This window comes from Anaerozeibacter quisquiliarum (assembly GCF_051162045.1).
GTDB classification, from domain to species: Bacteria; Bacillota; Clostridia; order Christensenellales; family Aristaeellaceae; genus Anaerozeibacter; species Anaerozeibacter quisquiliarum.
Window position 1 is genome coordinate 1 of record NZ_JBISDI010000054.1, and the last position, 18,252, is coordinate 18,252.

Sequence of the window (18,252 nt, forward strand, 5' to 3'; positions counted from 1 at the left end):
AAGCTCCCAATTATTACTGTGGCCACCAACAATAATTAATATAGGCTCGGGGCATTTTAATTTGGAATTATGTGCCAAAGTAATCATTTGACTAATATCTGTGCAACTAGGATTTGTAGAAGCATTAGGATGATAGTGCCATTCTCCTAAATAAAATTGATCTTGATTCCAAGCTGTATCTAAAAGTTTTTTCAGTCCACATGAGCTCCTGTGAAAATTACATTTTGCATGTTTGGAGTTCTTTGGAGGTTCGGTTATTTGCAAAATATTTGCTGTTGTTTGATTTAAAGAGTAATTTCCTATTAATATGCCCCCAGTTTCATAAGGGTTAGCTCTTTCGCAATATAAAAGCATTTGTTCATATGCCGCTTTAGAAATAATGATATTATATATCTGATTTTTATCTTGAAAAAACAAATTATCCATCTTCTTTTTTATCCACCATTACATACCCCTCAAAAAATCCGTTACTTTCTCTCTGTTCATATACAAGTGAAAGCATTTTTTCGGATTTTGATAGAATATAATTTTCAATTGCTTTCACAGAGGTTGCCGCTGCAATCCAAATATCATCACTTCGCCCAGGAAAAGTAGGATGCCAGCAACCAGTCCCATCCCTTGGTAAATGATAATCATCGTATAAAGCCTTTTCATTGTGCAAGTAAGGCGAAATCAATTCGTAAAAATTATTTAAATTCATAATATGATTATTTGTGAGTGCAATATATAAATGCTTTGCTCCCAAACCAACAGATATTGAAGCCAAAACATGTTTTCCTTTCAAATTAATGTTTTGGAAAATATTTAGAACGCTATTTTCTCCTGTACAATCAATTATTATATCATATTTATCTAAATCAATATTGGTTTTAAATTCTTCATCAATTATTATTGTATCGTTTATTACCTCAACATTTGCATGTGGATTTAAAGAATTAAGGTAACTGCATAGTGATAGTTCTTTAAGTTCACCAATATTGTTTAAATTTAGGACATGACGGGATAAATTTCCGACCTTAAATATGTCGGAGTCTACAATAGTGAGATTATATATCCCCGAGCGTACAAGTATTTCTCCTACCGATGCGCCAATACAACCTGCTCCAACAATCAACATCTTTTTTCTAAGCAAAAAGTCACTCATTTTGCCTCTTTGTGATATTTCTTGTTGGTTCCAATTTTCTGAAATAATCCAGTCTAGCTTGGACTTTCGGTTTAAGACTTCACTTTTGTCACGAAACCACCAACCCTGCTGATTGGCTCTGAAGCCCTTTGCTGTCTTTTTCCCGTATGATACAACCGGTAAATACAACGCTTTCCAAGAAACCAATTCAGGCTCTCCACCAAAAACCTTAGGAATAGGAAAACCGAGTAGAAGTAAATGACGTCTTCCATCTCGAATTTTTGAAACCATATTTTTTAACACATCCATAATATCAATGTGTTGATTATTGCATGCATCTATTAAATCGCCAAAAGTTTCTGGTGCTTGCCACTTATTAATTGCTGGGGGTTGATTCAAAAATATCCACAGAGCACTAATTGGAGGTGATATATTGGTTTTTGAAAGTTGCTTGCCCCATTGCGTATAGTGCTCAATATTGTCATCTAATGACTTGAATAGTTTTACATAATACACAAATGGTTTGCTTTTATAAACATCTAATTCTGCGATTCCATATCTGCATTCAGTACTTTCCCATTGCATGAAAGTAACAACATCTTCAGAAAAGGCAAATTGCATCTCCAATATATTGCTTAAAGTGAAATCTGGCAGTTCAAACGGTTCATCTTCTGAAACTAATTTATCTTTTGCAGCTAGCTCAAGCCAGTTAATTGCCCGTTTTACATGATACAACAATCGTTCATCAACATTATGCGGCTCTGACTGAAAAGCAGATATCGTATTTATCTCAAGACACAAGGCTCCTTTTCTCCATAAGCCATTCTTTTCAACTTTAGCGTTGCTAGACTGATGGTATAAGGTCACATTCATACTGTTTTCCACATCAGGATATACCTTGATTTTTCCTTTTGGATACTCAGATTCAGCCACAATATACCACTGAGATACTTGCGGAAAATATGGTGTTTTATAATCAATAGATATTCCTAAATGCAAAAACCATACTTTTAACTCATTATCGAATCTCCAATCATCCATTATTTTGACCTGTGGTAATGAATCTAATGCTCTTCGAGCCTGATTTAATATTACAAGAGCTTGTTTTTCTTCCATCTATGCAAATCTTCCTTCTGGAACTGCTTCTGTTTTTTCGGTACGAGTCGTAAACCCAGTCGATGAATTGGATTTTGACGGAGTCGGGGCAGGGGGAAATTCATTACCGAATAATTCTCTCCATTTGCAAACACTGTCGTATAATTCTTCACAATCAAAAGCTTCACGGGCTACTTTGGCAGCATCACAAACAGTATCATAAAAGTCAGAATATTCTTCATCTGTTATTCTTGCGAAGACATCGTGCTCAGGAACACCCCTATCGGCTAAAAAAGGTTTATTAGAATATTGGGAAACTATGTTTTCCAAGGTTAGCACGACACCCTCCGCAACACTATTAACATTGTCTGGACAACAATCACCAATAAAATGTTCCAACGGATAGCTCTTTGGATGTTTCACATCTGGATATTTCGTTTTACGCCACCATTTCAATGCCTTAACAATATTTATGTAGTGAGTATTACAATTCTTGTTTTTTTCTACTGTCCACCTAATTTGTTCAAGTGGATGTGTTTTATCCCATTCTTCAGCTTCACGGTCAGGAATTAGAAGCGGCTCGGATTTCCACTGAGGTTCACTATCTGATTTACAAAATATGTTATAACTGCTTTCAAGTAACGTATTGTCAAATGACTTTATAAGTGTGTTATACTGAAAGTCTTCAATTGTATATTCAGAAGTAATAGCCTTATCTTGAAGTATTCCCGTTTCGCTTTCGCTTGGTGCAGAGGTCGGTACTATATCCAAATCAACATAGCTTAAGCTGATACCTATCGATCTGCCTTGAATTCTATATTTGTCTTTATAATGCTTTTCTAAAAATGGTACAAATAAATCTAATGCTTCCTCTGGTGTATATTCTTTAGAATCTAATTTCGTTACAACAATAACATCGACATCTGATTTGTTGCCATTCTTGGGCTTTACTGCTGTTGAACGGCGGTAGCTTCCTTGCAGAAAGGTACTAATAATAATGTTTGATAATGTTTCATCTTCGTTTAATCTTTTTCTTAATGTCGTATGACCTGTTTTCAGATCATTTACTTGATTATCAGACAAACGAATATTCGACAAAAAATCCCTAAAATACGATGGTACGGTAGACATAAATAATCCTCCTTTAATTTGTAAAATCTATTGATGGGGAATATGAGCAAGAATTGCGTTGTTCAAAATCATATTCGTATAAAATACATTTACCAAATCCCTGTGAATTTTGTCCTAAAAAAAACATAAATGCGTTTGGTGCAGAAGCAAAAATATGTAGAGTTGCACGGCGCTCAATTGTGCTTCTTCTTGCAATAGCACTATAAACAGAATTAGCTAAGAAAGCTGCGTGAGTTCCATCTTGTATCGAAAAATTTGTACCACCAACTTCACTGGGCATACAGTTAATAATACGTCCAATTAATAAATCGCTTTCTTTAATGAATTCTATCACATCGCCGTAGATGTTACGAGTCACATTTAAAATTAATGCAGAATCACCTTGATTTTGATCAAACTTTTCATGCGAAATATCCCAACAAGAATAATTTCTTTTAGATGATAATTTTACATCCCATAATACAATACCATTAGTTGCTGATTTCTGTATTGGAAAAACATTAATGCCAGACTTACTATCTAGAATTCGACCTGCTGCAAAAGCTAAAGACATATGTGTATCTAAAAACACTTGATAAGCATGCTCTTGGCTTGTATTTGCGAGTAGGAACTTTTCCAAATCTTCATAAATATCCTTGTTCCAATTATATTTGTCTTTTATATACCGACCATCAAACTTATTGATCAATGACAAGCAACTCTTTGTCTCTTCCTCCAAATTTTCTGTTCCACGGGTAAAGCTTTTAATTCCAATAGATATTCTTTTAGGGGAGTATTTATCGGCTACAAGAAAAATGCGTTTTTCCAATTCTTCATCGAATTCTTTTCTAATAATACCTTTCCCCTGTGTTGAAGATATCATCTGGTCATTTACAGTAGCCGAAGCAATGAAACTAATTTGATCAAAAGTCATCACTTGATTGCTATATGAAATATACTGGTGTAATGAATCTCTTACAATTTTTTCTAAAACTTCTATTTCAAACGGCAAAATAGAAAAACGTATTATTTTCTTATCAAGCAAATTAGTATCAAATCCACACAGCGATAATTCTGCCTCTTTATCAAGTGTTTTACTATAATATTTTTCGATTGACTTCATAAATGTATTAGCGTTCTTATCACATTGTCCGATTAAAAATAATTCATATTCAGGACTCTTTATATCATCTATAAGGTCAACAAGCCATTTCTTTATATCTGACTTAGAGAATGCGTTTATTGATGATTTTACCTGTATACATTTAATAATCTGATTATCTTGCTCTAAAGCAATATCGACCTTATCATTTGTTGTTGGAAACTCGACATATATCTTATCCCAATTACGCTTATCAGTTAATGCTTCTAATACTGAAGCAAACCCTTGGTATAAAAATCCCCGTGAGGCTTCTTTTCCACCCATCTATCCCTCATCCTCCATTACATCTTACCAGCGGAATGCTAAATAAGATTTTACTTCACATCAATAATTATCAGAACCTTTATATCGACCATCCTTGGGCCTCACCGCATCCTTGGGTATTGCCCAAGTAATCCCAAACCGAACAGCGCCCGGTATTTTACCCTGTGCGCAAAGCACCTGTACCCGGCGTGTAGTGATTGCCCATTTTTCTGCTGCTTTTTTCGTTGTCATATAGTCCATTAAAACGTTCCTTTGCCAAATAAATATTGTATATATTATATATCGCAGCGGCGAATAAAGCAATTAGATTCGTGTAAATTATGGAAATATTCACAGTATTATGGTGAGATGAATTGAAAAATAGCAGAAAGTCTGCCCAAAGGAGAAAGAACCGCCATCTTTTTGGCGGCTTCTCCTGCTATTTTTATTCCCCCAGCAGCTCTTGTTCCATTTCCATATTGTTATCAAAGGTGATCCGGATGCGGTCTGCGGATAAAACCACCACCTTGGTAATAATCCCCTTAACTACATCGTCACGATATTCCTTTACGCTAAGGTCAATATGTTCCAGCGTATAAAGCAGCTCATGGATTCGGGCTTGTGTGTTTTGAGCAAGCATGGTCTGCTCTTGATGCTCCCCAAGCTGCCCCTGCAGCCCCTTTATCTCCGCTGCGATTTCCTCAAACTTGGCATCGAAGTAATCCGCACCGGCGCTGGATTTGGAGCTGAGTTCCACCAAATCCATCATAACGCTCTGCAGCTCCGCAATGCGGTTCCGGATAGCAGCTTCATTGAAACTGTCATCATCCTGCGTACCGATGGCAAGCTGCAGGCCTGCCTTGAGGGTATCAATGACATCAGCCTTATCCTCATCCAGCCGGTTCAGGGCGGTGACAATGCCTTGGTGCAATCGGCTTTCCTCAATGGTAGGGGATTCCTTGCAGTATTTCGTGCCGTATTCCAAGCGGTTGATACAGCGCCAGACCACCTTTTTCTTGCCGTTCCTCGCCCAAGTAACCCGGCGATATTGTGTGCCGCAGTCACCGCAGCAGAGAAGCTCGGTTAAGGCGTATTTGCTGCTGTATTTTCCTTTTTCGGTTTTCACCGCTTTTTGGGCTACCTTACGTTTCCCGGCTCTCCGGGTGATTTCCTCCTGAACAAGATTGAATAAATCCTTTGAAATAATCGGATCATGATTTCCGGTGACATAATACTGTGGGATTTCGCCGTTGTTTTTCCGGGTTTCCTTGGTTAAGCAATCCACCACATAGGTTTTCTGCAGCAGGGCATCGCCGATGTAACGCTCGTTGCGGAGCATATATTGCAGTACGCCAACTGACCATTCCTGCTTTCCAGTAGGCGAGAGAATGCTGTCTGCCTCCAGCGATTCCTTTATTTTTCGGACGCTGGCACCGGAGTAATAGCTTCTGAAAATCCGCTTGACGATTTCCGCTTCCTCCGGCACAATCTTGGGCTGACCATCCTCACCTTTTTGGTAACCTAAAATGCGGGAGTATTGAAAGGGAACCTTTCCGCTTTTGAAGCTCTGACGTTTACCCCATGTCACGTTGCGGCTGATGGATTCGCTCTCAGCCTGTGCAAAGCCACTGAGGAAGCACAGTGCCATTTCGCTGGCCATCTCCATCGTGTTGATGCCCTCTTTTTCAAAGATGATGGGAATGCCCTTTGCCTTGAGTTTTCGGATATAACCGATGGCATCCAGCGTGTTTCTGGAAAACCGGGAGACGGATTTGGTCAGCACCATATCTACTTTGCCTTTTTCGCACAGTGCCATGAGCTTGAGAAACTCGGTGCGCTTTTTGGCGCTGGTTCCGGTGATACCCTCATCAGCAAAAATACCGGCAAGCTCCCAATCCTTATTTTTGCTGATTTTATCGGTGTAATAAGCAATCTGTGCAGCGTAGCTGGATTGCTGTTCTTCCTGTTCGGTACTGACTCGGCAGTAAGCCGCCACACGGAGCTTTCTCTTTCTGGCATTGGGCTTGGTTAAAAGAATATTGGCGGGGATCACATCGACCCTTTTCTGTAGGGGTGTTAAAGTTTGCATTTGCATGGCGATTACTCCTTTCCAATCAGCTTTCCGTTTATCATCCGCAGCCACAGGCTGCCGTCCATATCAATAACCACCTGCTTGACGGTATCCTCAAATAATGAGATTGAAAATGCCTCCAGCGGCGGCTGTTTCTCGAATATCGTCAGCAACTGGCGGGTTAAGTATTCCGGCTCTGTATCTGCGCAGGCCGCATATTTTGCAGCGGCGCAGCCGAATATGAGCAGCTTGATATAATCGCTGTCCACCTCGCCCTTTTCAAGCTCCCGGTTGATTTGATTTTCTGTCCGGGTAACATCAAGGGAATAATGCTCCCGATGCGGTGTGGGCAGCTCCAACAGGCTCGGATTGCTAATAATCGTATTCAGGATTGCGGTTACGTTCTCCAGCAGTGCTTGGTCGGTGATTCTCTTGGATGCAATGCGCCCCTCTGCGGAGCAGCACCACGCTTCATAATTCTTGCTTCGTCCATCCCTTGTGTACTTGGCTCCACAAGCCCCACAAACCGCTTTACTGCGGATGCTGTCCAGTTCCTCGGATAAAGGTTCCCCTTGGCTTTTCTGCCCGATTAGGGCGGTCACAGCCCCGAACGTGTCGGCAGGGAGTATCGGTGGGAAGTCATCCCGACCGCAGTAGCGGGAATTCTCCAACATCCGCTTGACCATGTGCTTGTTCCAGTCGGTGCGGTTCTCCATATAGGGGATGCCTTGGGTGGTGAGGCTTTCGGCAATCCGGCGATAGGATATTCCGGCTTGGTAATCCTCGAAAACCCGCCGTACCACAGAGGCCTCCGCTTCATGAATGCACAACGCACCGTTTTGGATGTGATAGCCGAAAGGAAGGTAGCGGTTTTTCTTCATCGCCCGAACACCTCCTTTGGCAGCTGCTCGGTAAAGGCAAACCCACCGATCAGGCAGAATTGCAGCTTATCCTGCTCGGTAACAACAATCTGATTGACGATGCTGTGGAACAGGGTTTCGTCAAAACCGGTCAGGTACGGCGCTCCCTGTTCCATCAGCTCCATCAGCAGCTTGCAGTCGGAAATCATCTCATCGTCCGCATCGCTTTCCAACAGTCTGCGGCGGCCTCGTTTCAGGAGGTCGAGCTGCTGGTTGATTTCATTATTTTTCTGCATAAAAATAGCAGAGTCCATGTAACCTTTCGTCCTGAGACGATTCAGTACCAGACTCTGCTTGGTGAGTTCCGCTATTTCCTTATTGATGCTTCCGACTTTTACATCGCTCATGGTGATTTTGGATTTGAGATCCATCAGCTCTGTTAAGGCGGAGGAGAGAATATAGCGGCTGTTCTGTTTTAGCTTGTTAACCATTCGGATAAAGGTCTGTATAATGGCATCCTCCCGGATTTGACGGATTTCGCAAAGCTCCTTGCTGCGGAAGTGTCTGTGGCAGACCCAATAGGTTTTTCCGTTGGTCACCCTGCGGGAGAAGTTCGTACCGCATTTGCCGCACTTGATTTTCCCGGAGAAAGCGTACTGCCTGCCACGACCCTTGCTTGGGCAGAGGGCGTTACGGGCTTTCATCAGCTGCTGTGCCTGCTCAAATTCTGACCGGCTGATGAGCGGCTCATGGGAGTCGGTGATATAATAGCGGTCACGCTCGCCCTTGTTGCGCTTGGTTTGAAAAGGCATGGTGCTGGTGGTGTAGGATTTCTGCAGCAGGGCATCGCCGATGTATCGCTCACTTTTGAGGATATAGCTGACGGCGGTATAAAGCCAGCTGACTTCGCCATTCTTGCAGGGGATACCCTCGGCGTTCAATTCGGTTGCGATCTGATCCATGCTCTTGCCGGAGAGGTAGCTTCCAAATATCCGGCGCACTATGGGGGCTTCCTTTGAATTGGGAATCAGCGTATTATCTACAAGGTCGTATCCGTAGGGAGCGCAGCAGCAAGTGAAGCTGCCGTTCTGCATCCTCCGGGCATAGCTCCAGCGCATATTGTTGGAGATGGAGGTGGATTCCTCCTGAGCGATGGAGCTGAAGGCTCCGATCATCATCTCATCGTGCATATCCGCTGTTTTGAGGCCATCTTCCTCAAATTCCACCTCAATGCCGAGGGCTTTCAGCTCCCGGACGGTAGAGAGGCAGTCGTGGATGTTCCTCGCAAACCGGGAAACAGACTTTACAAGGATGCGGTCGATTTTGCCCTTTCTGCAGTCGGAAAGCATCCGCTGAAATTCCTCCCGCTTGTCAGACCGGGTTCCGGTGATGCCCTCATCCGAATAGGTGAGTATACGGGTACTTCTTCCTGTAAGAATAACGGCCATCACCTGCCCAGATAAACTGCAATCCAGCAAGACCATCCCGCGGAAAAAATGATTGTCACCAAGGAAATTCTACGTTATAATATAGTCAATATTATCCTATGGTGTTTGTTTTTGTAAGCGATGGAGTTTCGGAGGCAATATGAAAAGATTCAAGGTGAGGCGACTGGTATGGATCGTTCTTACTGTACTCGTGGCGTTCATTATCGTATATTACGGATATGAAGTAGTCGCCGCGCGGCAAAACACGCAGCAAATAGTTGCCGACATCTGGGCATCTGGCCGTATTGAGTTGCCGTTGAGCGAACTTTCCTTGCCGCGCCAAGAAATGCTTCTCAAGATAGAAGATCCGGCATTTTACCACCATCACGGCGTAGACTTTGTGACCCCTGGCGCTGGGTGGACGACGATCACCCAGAATTTGGCGAAGCGTTTCTATTTCAAGGACTTTGAGCAAGGCATCATGAAGATCAAGCAGACACTGTGTGCGTGGTTGGCGCTTGACCCAATGGTCGACAAGCAAACACAGTTGACGCTATATATTAATATCTCATACTTTGGGAACGGTGCATACGGCTTGAGCGATGCGGCAGCCACTTATTTTGGCAAAAAAGTGTCCGAATTGACCGATGATGAATATTTGTCGCTTATCGCATCCCTGATCAGCCCAAACGAACTTAACATCGCAGATCATCCGCAAGAAAACGCGCAGCGTGTGACACGAATTCATAAGGTGCTATCCGGAGAATATACGCCAGATGGGCTTTTCGATATAACGTATGAGGGCGCAGATTAAGCTATAATCGGGTGAGTGCATCATTTCACGATTACATAGGAGCCTTCGGGAAACGTATATTTTTGAGGTTTACTCCCAACGGCGGCTGCTTATGCTGTTGCCTTTGCGAGTGCGTTCGCTCTCTGATGCGAAATGCAGAAATGCTACGCGCGTCGCTTCCATTACAGACAGAGCTTGGCTTATGGATGCTTTATTGGTTGAAAATTTGTATAAAGGTATACTGGTTCGGCTCCAAATCCTTGATTTGCCGTAGAAAGACTTCTATCTGTCAAACCTTGAGAAAGCCCTCGGTAGTCGGTTTCCCGATCTCCGGGAGCTTTCAAACATCCACTTGGCTAAATGAAACAGTCCGGCGATTCTGCCGGACTGTTATCGTGTACCGTTTACTTCCCCAATAAAGTTGTATCGCACTCTGACCTGCTGCTGCTTTTTGCCATCAACCATCATCGGCTCGTAAACGAAAACCTTATCGATGAACGTTGCAACAATCTCTGGCGTCAATTCTTGAATGTCCGTGAACCTCTTGACCAGGCTGACGAATTGCACGGCACCATCGCGCTTTTGATTCTCGACAGCAATCAGCTCGTGCAGCTCTTCATACCGCACCCGGATCGTCTGCTGCTCTTCTTCATATGCCGCCATCATTCTGGCAAAGCGGTCAGCAGAGAGCAGCCCGGCCACTTTGTCCTCGTAGAGTCGGTTGATGATGTTGTCAACCTCAGCCAAACGGCTCTGCGCCGCCGCCAGATCCCGCTGATTCCTCCGCAAGGCTTCCCGACCACTGTTGCTCGTTGCTTTTTCCACCAAATGAATGAACTTTGTCTCGTGTACCCTGGCCATCTCCGTCACCTGGCGCAGGCTGGCGAGAACCGCATCTTCCAGTACATTCCTGTGGATATAATGCCGGGAGCAGAGTTTATAGCTGCTATGATAGCTGCATTCAAAGGTTCCGTTCGTGTTTTTCAATCTGTCGCAGGCATGAAAGTAAAGCCTATTAAGGTTGCTTTTGCTCTTAAGTGATCGGGGTAGATATACATAGGCCGCCTCCTTTACATCCGCATGGAAAAACCGGAGCCTTGCTTCAGCTCCGGTTCCATTTCCTTTGCGGCATAATGCACATTGGGAGAATAACAGGCTTCGTTCAGCTGCTTGGCGTAGCTTTCGGCCTGTTCCATCGACTCAAATTCCATCGGCTTGCCGCCGTGCTTGCACCAGCTCTGAGCGGCTCCGCACACCGAACCGGCGCTGCGCATCGCCCATACACCATATTTCTTTTCCATTGTAAAACCTCCTTGGATTTGTTCTGCGGATATCTCATGAACAAGAATACCCAGCTTTTTGGCTTCCTGAAGCTCCATAGCCATGCCGTTGGACATCCGGCTGCCGCAAAGCCACAGCTCATCGCAGGCCTCCAGCACACGATGCCCCATACAAAGACCGGATTCCCGCTGGATGGGGTCATTGTCATCCAAAAACTGCGGATACAAAAGATGGACAGCTATCGGCGTACAATTCTGCTCCATTGCATAGCGGCAGGCCGCCTTTGCAAATTCCACATTCTGTTGTATGTCCCCGGCATAGGGCGAACAGATATAGACCAGCTTATTCTGACTCATTTTGCCACCGCCTGTACTACCGTCTTTGTCATGTTCACCGCAGTCTGCGCCGCATACACCGTACTCATGAGGTTGGCTTTGGTGCTGGTATCCAGTCCGAACTGTCCGGCAATGCGGGGGATTTCACCGGCTGCCAGCATCAGTCCAAGCCCCAGCAGCGCATGGTCTTTTACCACCATGAGTCCGGCAATCAGCACCGTTGCCTGCAGGAATGCCGTAAGGCATAGCCCTATGACCTGCTTGCACCATGACACAAAGCCGTCAATATACCCACGGGGAACACTGAACATATACAGGCTTCCCACGGCAATCTGGATGAGGAGAATACCGCCTCGCTTCAGGTTGGCAAAGAACACCTTAATGACCGCATAGCCCATCAGGATGAGAATAAAAATCATCATGATCGGGCTTGTAATGGCAGACAAGCCTCCGAATACATTGCTGGTCATGGCCTGCTCCAGATTCCCCGCATCCTGTAAGGATTCGATGATGCCTTGGGCTACTGTGCCGAAGTCGGTTCCAAGGCCGGTAATTCCGGCAGTAAAGCTGCCCTGCAAAGACACTGACAGCTTATATAGCTCCACCGGCACCGTGGTGAACAGCCCCACCGCCATAAAGCCTTTGATGGCATTGAGGGCGGTATCCTTGATGCTGCCTCTGCCGGACTGTGATTCAATCCCGCATTCAAAGGCAGCCACCACAAGACCGACACCGTAGAGCGCCCACGCCAGATAGGAAAAGAACAGCACGATGGACTGCACCCAGCTCATTTCGAACAGGTCGGCTCCCATGTTTCCCATCTGCATAAAAAAGTCGCCGAGAAAGCCCACGATCTGACCGTAGATCCAATCTACAATCTGACCGAGGACAGTGTCGGCAACAAAATCCCAGATAAACATTTCAATTTCACCTCTTTCATAACTGCCGCTTCCTCCCGCACCGGTCAGCTTTTTTCCCTGATTTATGACTTGACAATCCGCTTGTTCAGAGCTTTAATACCACACAACGGAGGCCGCCGAAATAATTTCAAAGGAGGTATTTGTGTGGCAGATTACAAAAAGCTCTACTATAAAATGTTTAACGCAGCAACCGATGCCGAGAAGCTCATTTCTCAGGCTGCTTGTATGATGCGCACCGCCCAGCAGGAGTGCGAGGAAATATATATGGATGCAGATGAGACCCCGCTGCGCCTGACAGATAAGCAGCCGGAGGAGTAAAAATCTGCGACTCCTGTGCTACATCCCCAGCACTTGCCAGATGTATAAGGGAGCGGTCAGTGTGAACACCAAGCAGGCAAACAGGATTGCCGGAGCAGCCCACTCGAACTGACCATGTTTCCGATAATCAAAATAAGCCGTACCCAATTTGGCAAAGAAAAACACCGCCAGAATCAGGTCGATGGCGGGGAACACCACCTTGTTGACCACCGTCTTGATCTGCTGGGAAGCGGTCGACCACGTTCCCTCAATCGCCCCGGCCACATCGCCGCTTCCTGCAGCATAGGCCGTTGTGCTGAACATCAGGCACAGCATCAGAGCCATGCACAGGAGCATTGCAATTCGTTTCGATTTCATCGATTTTCCACCTTTCTTCATAGGGTTGAGAATGGCAAGACCGCAGCTTTCGATTCGCTGCGGCCTTGTTTTTTCTCTATGTTTAATTGGGATTCTGAGGCGAAATATGCCAATCTGCCCATAAATTATCCCGAATGGTGACGCTATCCGTGAGGTTCATGGACAACATCCCAGCGGGTGTCCAGCTATCGATCAGCCATGTGTACGGGGTATAGCTTCCGTCCGGGAACCAGATGGGTGAAAAATGCGTCCTGCGGCTGTAGGTGCTGTAGGGATTCTTCTGAAATTCAAACCGGGCACTGTAGCCGGAACTCATACACTCCAGCAGCCGCCAGTAGGATTGGTACCCGAATTCCGGGAAGTAGGTCACCGCAGTCTGCACCCCGGTTACCGCCGAGGACTGGTTGGTGCTGACTCTGGCAGAAACCGTTTCATTGACCCCATAGCCGGACTTCATGGTCTTGCCGCTGGCGGTGGGACTTTTCTCATCCGGAGCAATGGCCATGCTTGCCGACAGGCTGGCCTGATATCGGTCAAGGTCAAACTCCCACCAGCCCTCGTCTACCCATTCGCCGTCATCCTCCCAATGACCGCCTCCGTCACCATCGCTGTACCAGTTCCAGTCGCTGTGCCATACCCAATGCTCCTGCCACCACGGTCGCCATACCGTCCAGCTGGCGGAGGTCTGCTGCGCCTTGTTGGGAACAGCGGGCTTTTGAAAGCTGTCGTTGCGGTCATCAGCCACAGGATTGGGCGGCGGATTCTTATTCAGGTCAACGATGTTGACGTTGATTGTTACCTTGGTGGAGCTGCCGCCTCCAGCCACGGAAACGGTTATCGTCATCCGCTGCGGGGTATTCGGCGTTGTCCAGCGTATCCATGCCAGCTGGCTGTCGCCGTCTGGGTAGTAGATGTTGCTGACCCGATAGCTCCTGTCGTTCACATAAAAGGTTGCCGATACCGGACGATCCGGATCACTCTGACCGCCGTTGACGGTAATCGCTGTGATGACTTCGGTGTTCACCCGGTATTCGTAGTCATATACCGAAACATTGGGCGGTTCGGCAGGCGCATCCTTAAATCGCACGATGCCAAGACCGAGAGCTGCTTTAATATCCGCATTGGAAACGGCCTTGCTTTGGCTGCCTGACCATGCCGGATAGCCGAGATCCGCCACCTCAAGGAACATGGCCAGCGGCAGATTTTTATGGGATAGGGATACCATCCTCCTGCGCAGGAGACCGCCGACCTGTTCGTCATACATGGCGGCTTCCGTGGCTGTGGTGGCAATCATTACACCCTCAAATTTGTAATAGGCGATTGGCTCCAAAAGTAACTTGTACTTGCCTCCGATTAACACATCGTAGCTCATGCCGGTATGGTTTGCTATCATCTGAACCAAATATTCCGAACAGAAATAGCGTTTAATAGCTTCAATATTATTGCTGCCATTCGTGCTTATGATTTTGGGCAGTGGTTGTGGAGGAACAACGCAGTTATAGCTTCCCTTTATGGGTGACAGTCCACGGCCTCCATTGTACTGGAGTTTACTGATTTTTCCGAAGTTATAAATGGAGGAATTCGGAGGGCGATTTGTTAAGTCAATCGGTGTTGCAACCACTGCATGGTCACTTGCCCGAACTACCGTTACCCGCACACCCTCATTTCCGGGAGTCCACGAGTTGGTGCTGGTACCGTCACCCATGCCACCGCCACCGCCATCCAAATTACCGCTGCCACCTGTATCTGCATAAGCATTTATAGGAAAAACAACAGCGAACAGGATCGCCATTGAGAGCAGTACTCCCATAAATCGCTTCATAAAATCTCCTTTCCGCAACAAAAAAACACGGCGCTAAACCGTGTTTTCTTGCCACTAATATAATTTTTGTCAGTCCATTTCCCCGACCTGCTTATTGATGTCACCGTCACTTTTTCCCTCGATCACTTGATTGGCACCGCCGTCCGGCACGTTATCAAATCCCGGCAGGCCACCGCCGCCCTGCGGCTTGCTTTCCGCAGCCGGTTTCTTTTCCGTATCCTCTGGCTTGTATTCCGGCGGCTTGGACGGGTTTGTGGTATCCGCATCCTTTGGCACTTCAGGTTTTGCGGGAGCTTCCGGTTTTACCGGATCGGGCTGGAGCTTCTGCTCCGGAAGGTCAGTCTGAGGCGGCAGCGTTTCCGAGCTTTCCGGCTCTGATGCAGGTTGCGGGGAAACCACCACCTCTTTTTTCTCTGTGCTATTCTGTATATTAGGAGCCACATTTGAAGAACTGACCGGCTCCTGTGAAGAAGCATCTGGCTTTACGGGTTCCTTAGCAAACCGCATTACGATGGCAACCACCAGCGCAAGGCCGATGACCGCAGCGCCAGCAATGACGAGCCGCCTTTTTGTTTTATCACTCATATAGACAACCTCCTTCGAAGAAGTGTAAAATGTTACCTTTGTATTTCTCACCATACTACATCTTTTTTGGAAAGTCCAGACAATTTCCCGAACAGTTAAAACACTTCGGTATATCCGGCCTGAACCTTGAGCTTGATTTTCATGGGAGCCAGCTCCTTGCCGCCGAAATAGACCGGAACCTCCAGCCAGATTATTGCATCCGCTTCAAAGCGCTGTGCGTTTTGGGGAGAGGAAGGAGCCAGCGGCGCATTGCGGATGGTAACATCCAAGCCGGAGAGTTTGTACTCCAAAGCATCCCCGGCATATTTCACATGACTGCCTCCGACATTTTTTGTACCGAGGACACCGTCCATGTAACCGTAAATATCGCCGATCTTTATGCTGTAGGAAAAGGATGAGCCGTCCGGCTGGTAGCCGCCACTATAGCCCTCCCGGACACCGTGATACACATCGGCATAGTTGTCGTTGACTGTTACAATAATGGCATCCTCCAAGGCTTCTTTCACACCGGCGGCAATGATATTCAGCCGAAAAAACTCCGTCACGCCGCACAGGATAATCACAAGCGCCAGCGTAATGGCTACCACCAAAGGGAAGCCGTTCCCGGCCTTATCCTTGAATATTTGTTTCAGCTTAGTCATTTATGGTATACCTCGCTTTTCCCGGAGGCCTCCGAACGCAGGGTGATAGGGAACGAACCGAACCCGCCGAACAGTCCGATATTCTTGTCCAAGGTCAAGGTCACGGTGATTTCCTGATTCAGCTGGATATTCCCGGTCTTTGACCATGAAATCCGGGGACTCAGCCCGGTCTGCTCGGTGAGAACCGCAGCCCGGCGGCTGGTTTCGCTGCCTACCCTGCCGGAGACTTCCGCTTCCCGACACAGCTCGGTAGCATAGGTGTCCAGTTGGTTCTTTGCGATAAACACCGGCAGCACCTGCACGGCCAGCGCAATCACCAGCATGGCGCAGAGGACGAGGACGCACACATCAATGTAGCCCTCGCCACGTCTGGATTTTAAGAGCTTCAGCATAGCTTCACCCCCTGTTCGGGCGGGGCGGAGTCCTGCTCCATCTGCGGAAAATTGCTTAGTATATGCCACACATTGTTGCTGTAATTGGAGCTGATGACCTCCTGATTCAAAAGCTCATCAGCGGTTACGAGCCTTGCGCACTCCGAAACACCGGGATGCCCGGTCACGCTCTTTCCTGACAGCAGCTCCCTTGCTGCTTTCGGCGTTAAAAACACAAACCCGCCCGGTGTCATCATATCAAAGGACGCCTGCGGATATTTGATTAACATTTCCTGTACAATCACACTTTCACCCCCTTAAAACATCCCGCCAAGGGACTTGATGATCTCATAGGCAATGATGGCCAGATAGGTAAAGAGGAAGCACATCAGCATGAGAAAGGAAAACACACGGATTTTCGGCGGTATTTTCTGCGCCTCGCCTTTGAGGCGCTGCAGCTCCAACTGTTTGAAATCATGTGCCAGCATCTGAAAATACACGGTGCTGTCATCTCCACGCAGCACACCGATGAGGCCTCGCACCACGTCGGACAGCATGGGCGAATTGAGCCTTGCCTCGAACCGGGTTAGGGCTGCCTCGTAGCTGGAGGAGCGCATATCCGCTGCCAGCATGGTCAGTTCTCTGGCAAAGGCTTCCCCGGCGTTTTTCTTGTAGTTCTCTATGATGGACAGCACATCACGGGAGGCTTTCAGCTCCTGTTCGATATTGGCAACAAAGCGAGGCAGCTCCTTTTCCACGGAGGCTCGCTTTGCGCACAGCTTTTCATCTGCCTTTTTGCTTTCCTTGAAATACACCATGACCGCAAGGAACACCACCACCGGCACCAGCAAGGGAAAGATAAAGCCTGCCGGAACTGCCAGCAGCAAAATCGCGCCGGATTTCACCAGCGCATATGCCTGATAGACCTCCGGTTCCATGTTCATACCGGTGGCTTTCAGTACATTTTTGAGCCGATGCCTGCGGTATTCATCCATGTGAATGAGCTTTGCGAGCTTTACCGCCCAAGTCATGAGATAGGCTTCCATGGTTTTTGCCGCTTTTTTCTCTGTTCTTGTGGTATTCAGCATGGCCTTGGCGGTGCTGAGGTATGGCAGGTGCAGCAGATCCAAAAGGATAAAAAACAGCCCTACCGCTAAGGTGATTCCGAATAAAAACAGTAATCCCATCCCCATCACCTCCGATACTCAATTGGCTTTGTGAGCTTGATCACGCAGGCCGTAGAGATAAAAATGAGGGCAGCGCTGATGGCCAGAATAACCTGCCCCAGCACAGTGTGCATCAGCGTGTCGTACCAGCTTTTGTTGAGAAGATACATGAGCGGAATGTTGCCGATGACGAAGATGACCATGATAATAAATTCCTTGCGGGGTTCAAACACGAGATATTCCAGCTCGCCGTTCACAATCCGCATATCACTGAGTTTTGAAACGATGGGTGTCAGGGTAACTTTCAGACTGCGGTCATGCTGGCAGTCGCACAGGGCATCGCACCATTCCCGGAACACCTCGTTGTCGATTCTGGTGCGCAGCACCTTGATGGCCTCCAGCACATCGGGATCAATGAGTTTCACCCGCAGGACAAAATCCTTGAACACCTGATGCACCGGCGGATTCAGATAGCGGAGATTTTCCTCTACAGCCGTGAGGATGTTCTCACTTCTCAGGTAGGCTGTGGTCACGATGGAGAGCGCCGTTTCCAGCTCTGCGGCAATGTCTTT

The 18,252-nt window shown here is 46.7% G+C and carries 20 protein-coding genes; 2 read left to right on the top strand and 18 right to left on the bottom strand.

Going from position 1 to position 18,252, the window contains the following annotated elements; all coding sequences use genetic code 11:
- The 7 genes from ACH6CV_RS16925 to ACH6CV_RS16955 form a co-directional block, all read right to left on the bottom strand.
- Positions 1-426, bottom strand: a 426-nt coding sequence (locus ACH6CV_RS16925; protein WP_456359396.1) for a Mov34/MPN/PAD-1 family protein, incomplete at its 3' end; no start/stop codon positions are given.
- Entirely contained in the window at positions 419-2,239 is a 1,821-nt protein-coding gene (locus ACH6CV_RS16930) for a HesA/MoeB/ThiF family protein (protein WP_456359397.1), read from the bottom strand. The genes ACH6CV_RS16930 and ACH6CV_RS16925, both read right to left, overlap by 8 nt.
- Complete coding sequence (locus ACH6CV_RS16935) at positions 2,240-3,349, bottom strand: SMODS domain-containing nucleotidyltransferase (protein WP_195201278.1); 1,110 nt, start codon at positions 3,347-3,349, stop codon at positions 2,240-2,242. It abuts the gene before it with no gap.
- A gap of 13 nt (positions 3,350-3,362) precedes the next feature.
- The gene (locus ACH6CV_RS16940) at positions 3,363-4,754 is read right to left on the bottom strand and encodes an SAVED domain-containing protein (RefSeq protein ID WP_456359398.1); all 1,392 of its coding nucleotides are present in this window, start codon (positions 4,752-4,754) and stop codon (positions 3,363-3,365) included.
- A gap of 424 nt (positions 4,755-5,178) precedes the next feature.
- Complete coding sequence (locus ACH6CV_RS16945; RefSeq protein WP_456359399.1) at positions 5,179-6,828, bottom strand: recombinase family protein; 1,650 nt, start codon at positions 6,826-6,828, stop codon at positions 5,179-5,181.
- Positions 6,829-6,833: 5 nt separating this feature from the next.
- The gene (locus tag ACH6CV_RS16950) at positions 6,834-7,685 is read right to left on the bottom strand and encodes a recombinase family protein (RefSeq protein ID WP_456359400.1); all 852 of its coding nucleotides are present in this window, start codon (positions 7,683-7,685) and stop codon (positions 6,834-6,836) included.
- Complete coding sequence (locus tag ACH6CV_RS16955; RefSeq protein ID WP_456359401.1) at positions 7,682-9,142, bottom strand: recombinase family protein; 1,461 nt, start codon at positions 9,140-9,142, stop codon at positions 7,682-7,684. The genes ACH6CV_RS16950 and ACH6CV_RS16955 overlap by 4 nt, the downstream gene beginning before the upstream one ends.
- Before the next feature lie 109 nt (positions 9,143-9,251).
- On the opposite strand from ACH6CV_RS16955, the gene ACH6CV_RS16960 reads away from it, so the two are divergent.
- Positions 9,252-9,905, top strand: a complete 654-nt coding sequence (locus tag ACH6CV_RS16960) for a biosynthetic peptidoglycan transglycosylase (RefSeq protein WP_456359402.1) — start codon at positions 9,252-9,254, stop codon at positions 9,903-9,905.
- A 369-nt stretch (positions 9,906-10,274) separates the two neighbouring features.
- Here ACH6CV_RS16960 and ACH6CV_RS16965 read toward each other — a convergent pair whose 3' ends face one another.
- From ACH6CV_RS16965 to ACH6CV_RS16975, 3 genes are all read right to left on the bottom strand, one after another.
- Positions 10,275-10,871 carry a DUF4368 domain-containing protein gene (locus ACH6CV_RS16965; RefSeq protein ID WP_456359403.1) on the bottom strand — a complete coding sequence of 199 codons (597 nt, stop codon included), beginning with the start codon at positions 10,869-10,871 and terminating at the stop codon, positions 10,275-10,277.
- 83 nt (positions 10,872-10,954) lie between these two features.
- Entirely contained in the window at positions 10,955-11,521 is a 567-nt protein-coding gene (locus tag ACH6CV_RS16970; protein ID WP_456359404.1) for a DUF7768 domain-containing protein, read from the bottom strand.
- Positions 11,518-12,420: a conjugal transfer protein TrbL family protein gene (locus tag ACH6CV_RS16975; protein ID WP_456359405.1), complete on the bottom strand. Its 903-nt coding sequence runs from the start codon at positions 12,418-12,420 to the stop codon at positions 11,518-11,520. The genes ACH6CV_RS16970 and ACH6CV_RS16975 overlap by 4 nt, the downstream gene beginning before the upstream one ends.
- Before the next feature lie 144 nt (positions 12,421-12,564).
- Between ACH6CV_RS16975 and ACH6CV_RS16980 the strand changes: the two genes are divergently transcribed.
- Positions 12,565-12,738, top strand: coding sequence for a hypothetical protein (locus ACH6CV_RS16980; protein ID WP_456359406.1), 174 nt, complete (start codon positions 12,565-12,567; stop codon positions 12,736-12,738).
- A gap of 18 nt (positions 12,739-12,756) precedes the next feature.
- Here ACH6CV_RS16980 and ACH6CV_RS16985 read toward each other — a convergent pair whose 3' ends face one another.
- From ACH6CV_RS16985 to ACH6CV_RS17020, 8 genes are all read right to left on the bottom strand, one after another.
- A complete protein-coding gene (locus ACH6CV_RS16985) occupies positions 12,757-13,095 on the bottom strand; it encodes a DUF3852 domain-containing protein (protein WP_456359407.1) in 339 nt (112 codons plus the stop codon).
- Between the two features lie 82 nt (positions 13,096-13,177).
- Entirely contained in the window at positions 13,178-14,917 is a 1,740-nt protein-coding gene (locus ACH6CV_RS16990; protein ID WP_456359408.1) for a hypothetical protein, read from the bottom strand.
- Between the two features lie 69 nt (positions 14,918-14,986).
- Positions 14,987-15,502: a DUF6550 family protein gene (locus ACH6CV_RS16995; protein ID WP_456359409.1), complete on the bottom strand. Its 516-nt coding sequence runs from the start codon at positions 15,500-15,502 to the stop codon at positions 14,987-14,989.
- Positions 15,503-15,597: 95 nt separating this feature from the next.
- Positions 15,598-16,143 (bottom strand): hypothetical protein, encoded by a 546-nt coding sequence (locus tag ACH6CV_RS17000; protein ID WP_456359410.1) that lies wholly within the window; start codon positions 16,141-16,143, stop codon positions 15,598-15,600.
- Entirely contained in the window at positions 16,140-16,535 is a 396-nt protein-coding gene (locus ACH6CV_RS17005) for a DUF4320 family protein (RefSeq protein WP_456359411.1), read from the bottom strand. The genes ACH6CV_RS17000 and ACH6CV_RS17005 overlap by 4 nt, the downstream gene beginning before the upstream one ends.
- A complete protein-coding gene (locus tag ACH6CV_RS17010) occupies positions 16,529-16,819 on the bottom strand; it encodes a hypothetical protein (RefSeq protein WP_456359412.1) in 291 nt (96 codons plus the stop codon). The genes ACH6CV_RS17005 and ACH6CV_RS17010 overlap by 7 nt, the downstream gene beginning before the upstream one ends.
- A gap of 12 nt (positions 16,820-16,831) precedes the next feature.
- Positions 16,832-17,701, bottom strand: coding sequence for a secretion protein F (locus ACH6CV_RS17015; RefSeq protein WP_456359413.1), 870 nt, complete (start codon positions 17,699-17,701; stop codon positions 16,832-16,834).
- A 5-nt stretch (positions 17,702-17,706) separates the two neighbouring features.
- The coding region (locus tag ACH6CV_RS17020; protein ID WP_456359414.1) for a type II secretion system F family protein at positions 17,707-18,252 on the bottom strand (546 nt) is incomplete at its 5' end.

Bases quoted from the DNA above. Each gene is read 5' to 3' on its own strand.
- ACH6CV_RS16930 (WP_456359397.1), bottom strand. From the start codon at position 2,239: ATGGAAGAAAAACAAGCTCTTGTAATATTAAATCAGGCTCGAAGAGCA.
- ACH6CV_RS16935 (WP_195201278.1), bottom strand. From the start codon at position 3,349: ATGTCTACCGTACCATCGTATTTTAGGGATTTTTTGTCGAATATTCGT.
- ACH6CV_RS16940 (WP_456359398.1), bottom strand. From the start codon at position 4,754: ATGGGTGGAAAAGAAGCCTCACGGGGATTTTTATACCAAGGGTTTGCT.
- ACH6CV_RS16945 (WP_456359399.1), bottom strand. From the start codon at position 6,828: ATGCAAATGCAAACTTTAACACCCCTACAGAAAAGGGTCGATGTGATC.
- ACH6CV_RS16950 (WP_456359400.1), bottom strand. From the start codon at position 7,685: ATGAAGAAAAACCGCTACCTTCCTTTCGGCTATCACATCCAAAACGGT.
- ACH6CV_RS16960 (WP_456359402.1), top strand. From the start codon at position 9,252: ATGAAAAGATTCAAGGTGAGGCGACTGGTATGGATCGTTCTTACTGTA.
- ACH6CV_RS16970 (WP_456359404.1), bottom strand. From the start codon at position 11,521: ATGAGTCAGAATAAGCTGGTCTATATCTGTTCGCCCTATGCCGGGGAC.
- ACH6CV_RS16975 (WP_456359405.1), bottom strand. From the start codon at position 12,420: ATGTTTATCTGGGATTTTGTTGCCGACACTGTCCTCGGTCAGATTGTA.
- ACH6CV_RS16985 (WP_456359407.1), bottom strand. From the start codon at position 13,095: ATGAAATCGAAACGAATTGCAATGCTCCTGTGCATGGCTCTGATGCTG.
- ACH6CV_RS16990 (WP_456359408.1), bottom strand. From the start codon at position 14,917: ATGAAGCGATTTATGGGAGTACTGCTCTCAATGGCGATCCTGTTCGCT.
- ACH6CV_RS16995 (WP_456359409.1), bottom strand. From the start codon at position 15,502: ATGAGTGATAAAACAAAAAGGCGGCTCGTCATTGCTGGCGCTGCGGTC.
- ACH6CV_RS17000 (WP_456359410.1), bottom strand. From the start codon at position 16,143: ATGACTAAGCTGAAACAAATATTCAAGGATAAGGCCGGGAACGGCTTC.
- ACH6CV_RS17005 (WP_456359411.1), bottom strand. From the start codon at position 16,535: ATGCTGAAGCTCTTAAAATCCAGACGTGGCGAGGGCTACATTGATGTG.
- ACH6CV_RS17015 (WP_456359413.1), bottom strand. From the start codon at position 17,701: ATGGGATTACTGTTTTTATTCGGAATCACCTTAGCGGTAGGGCTGTTT.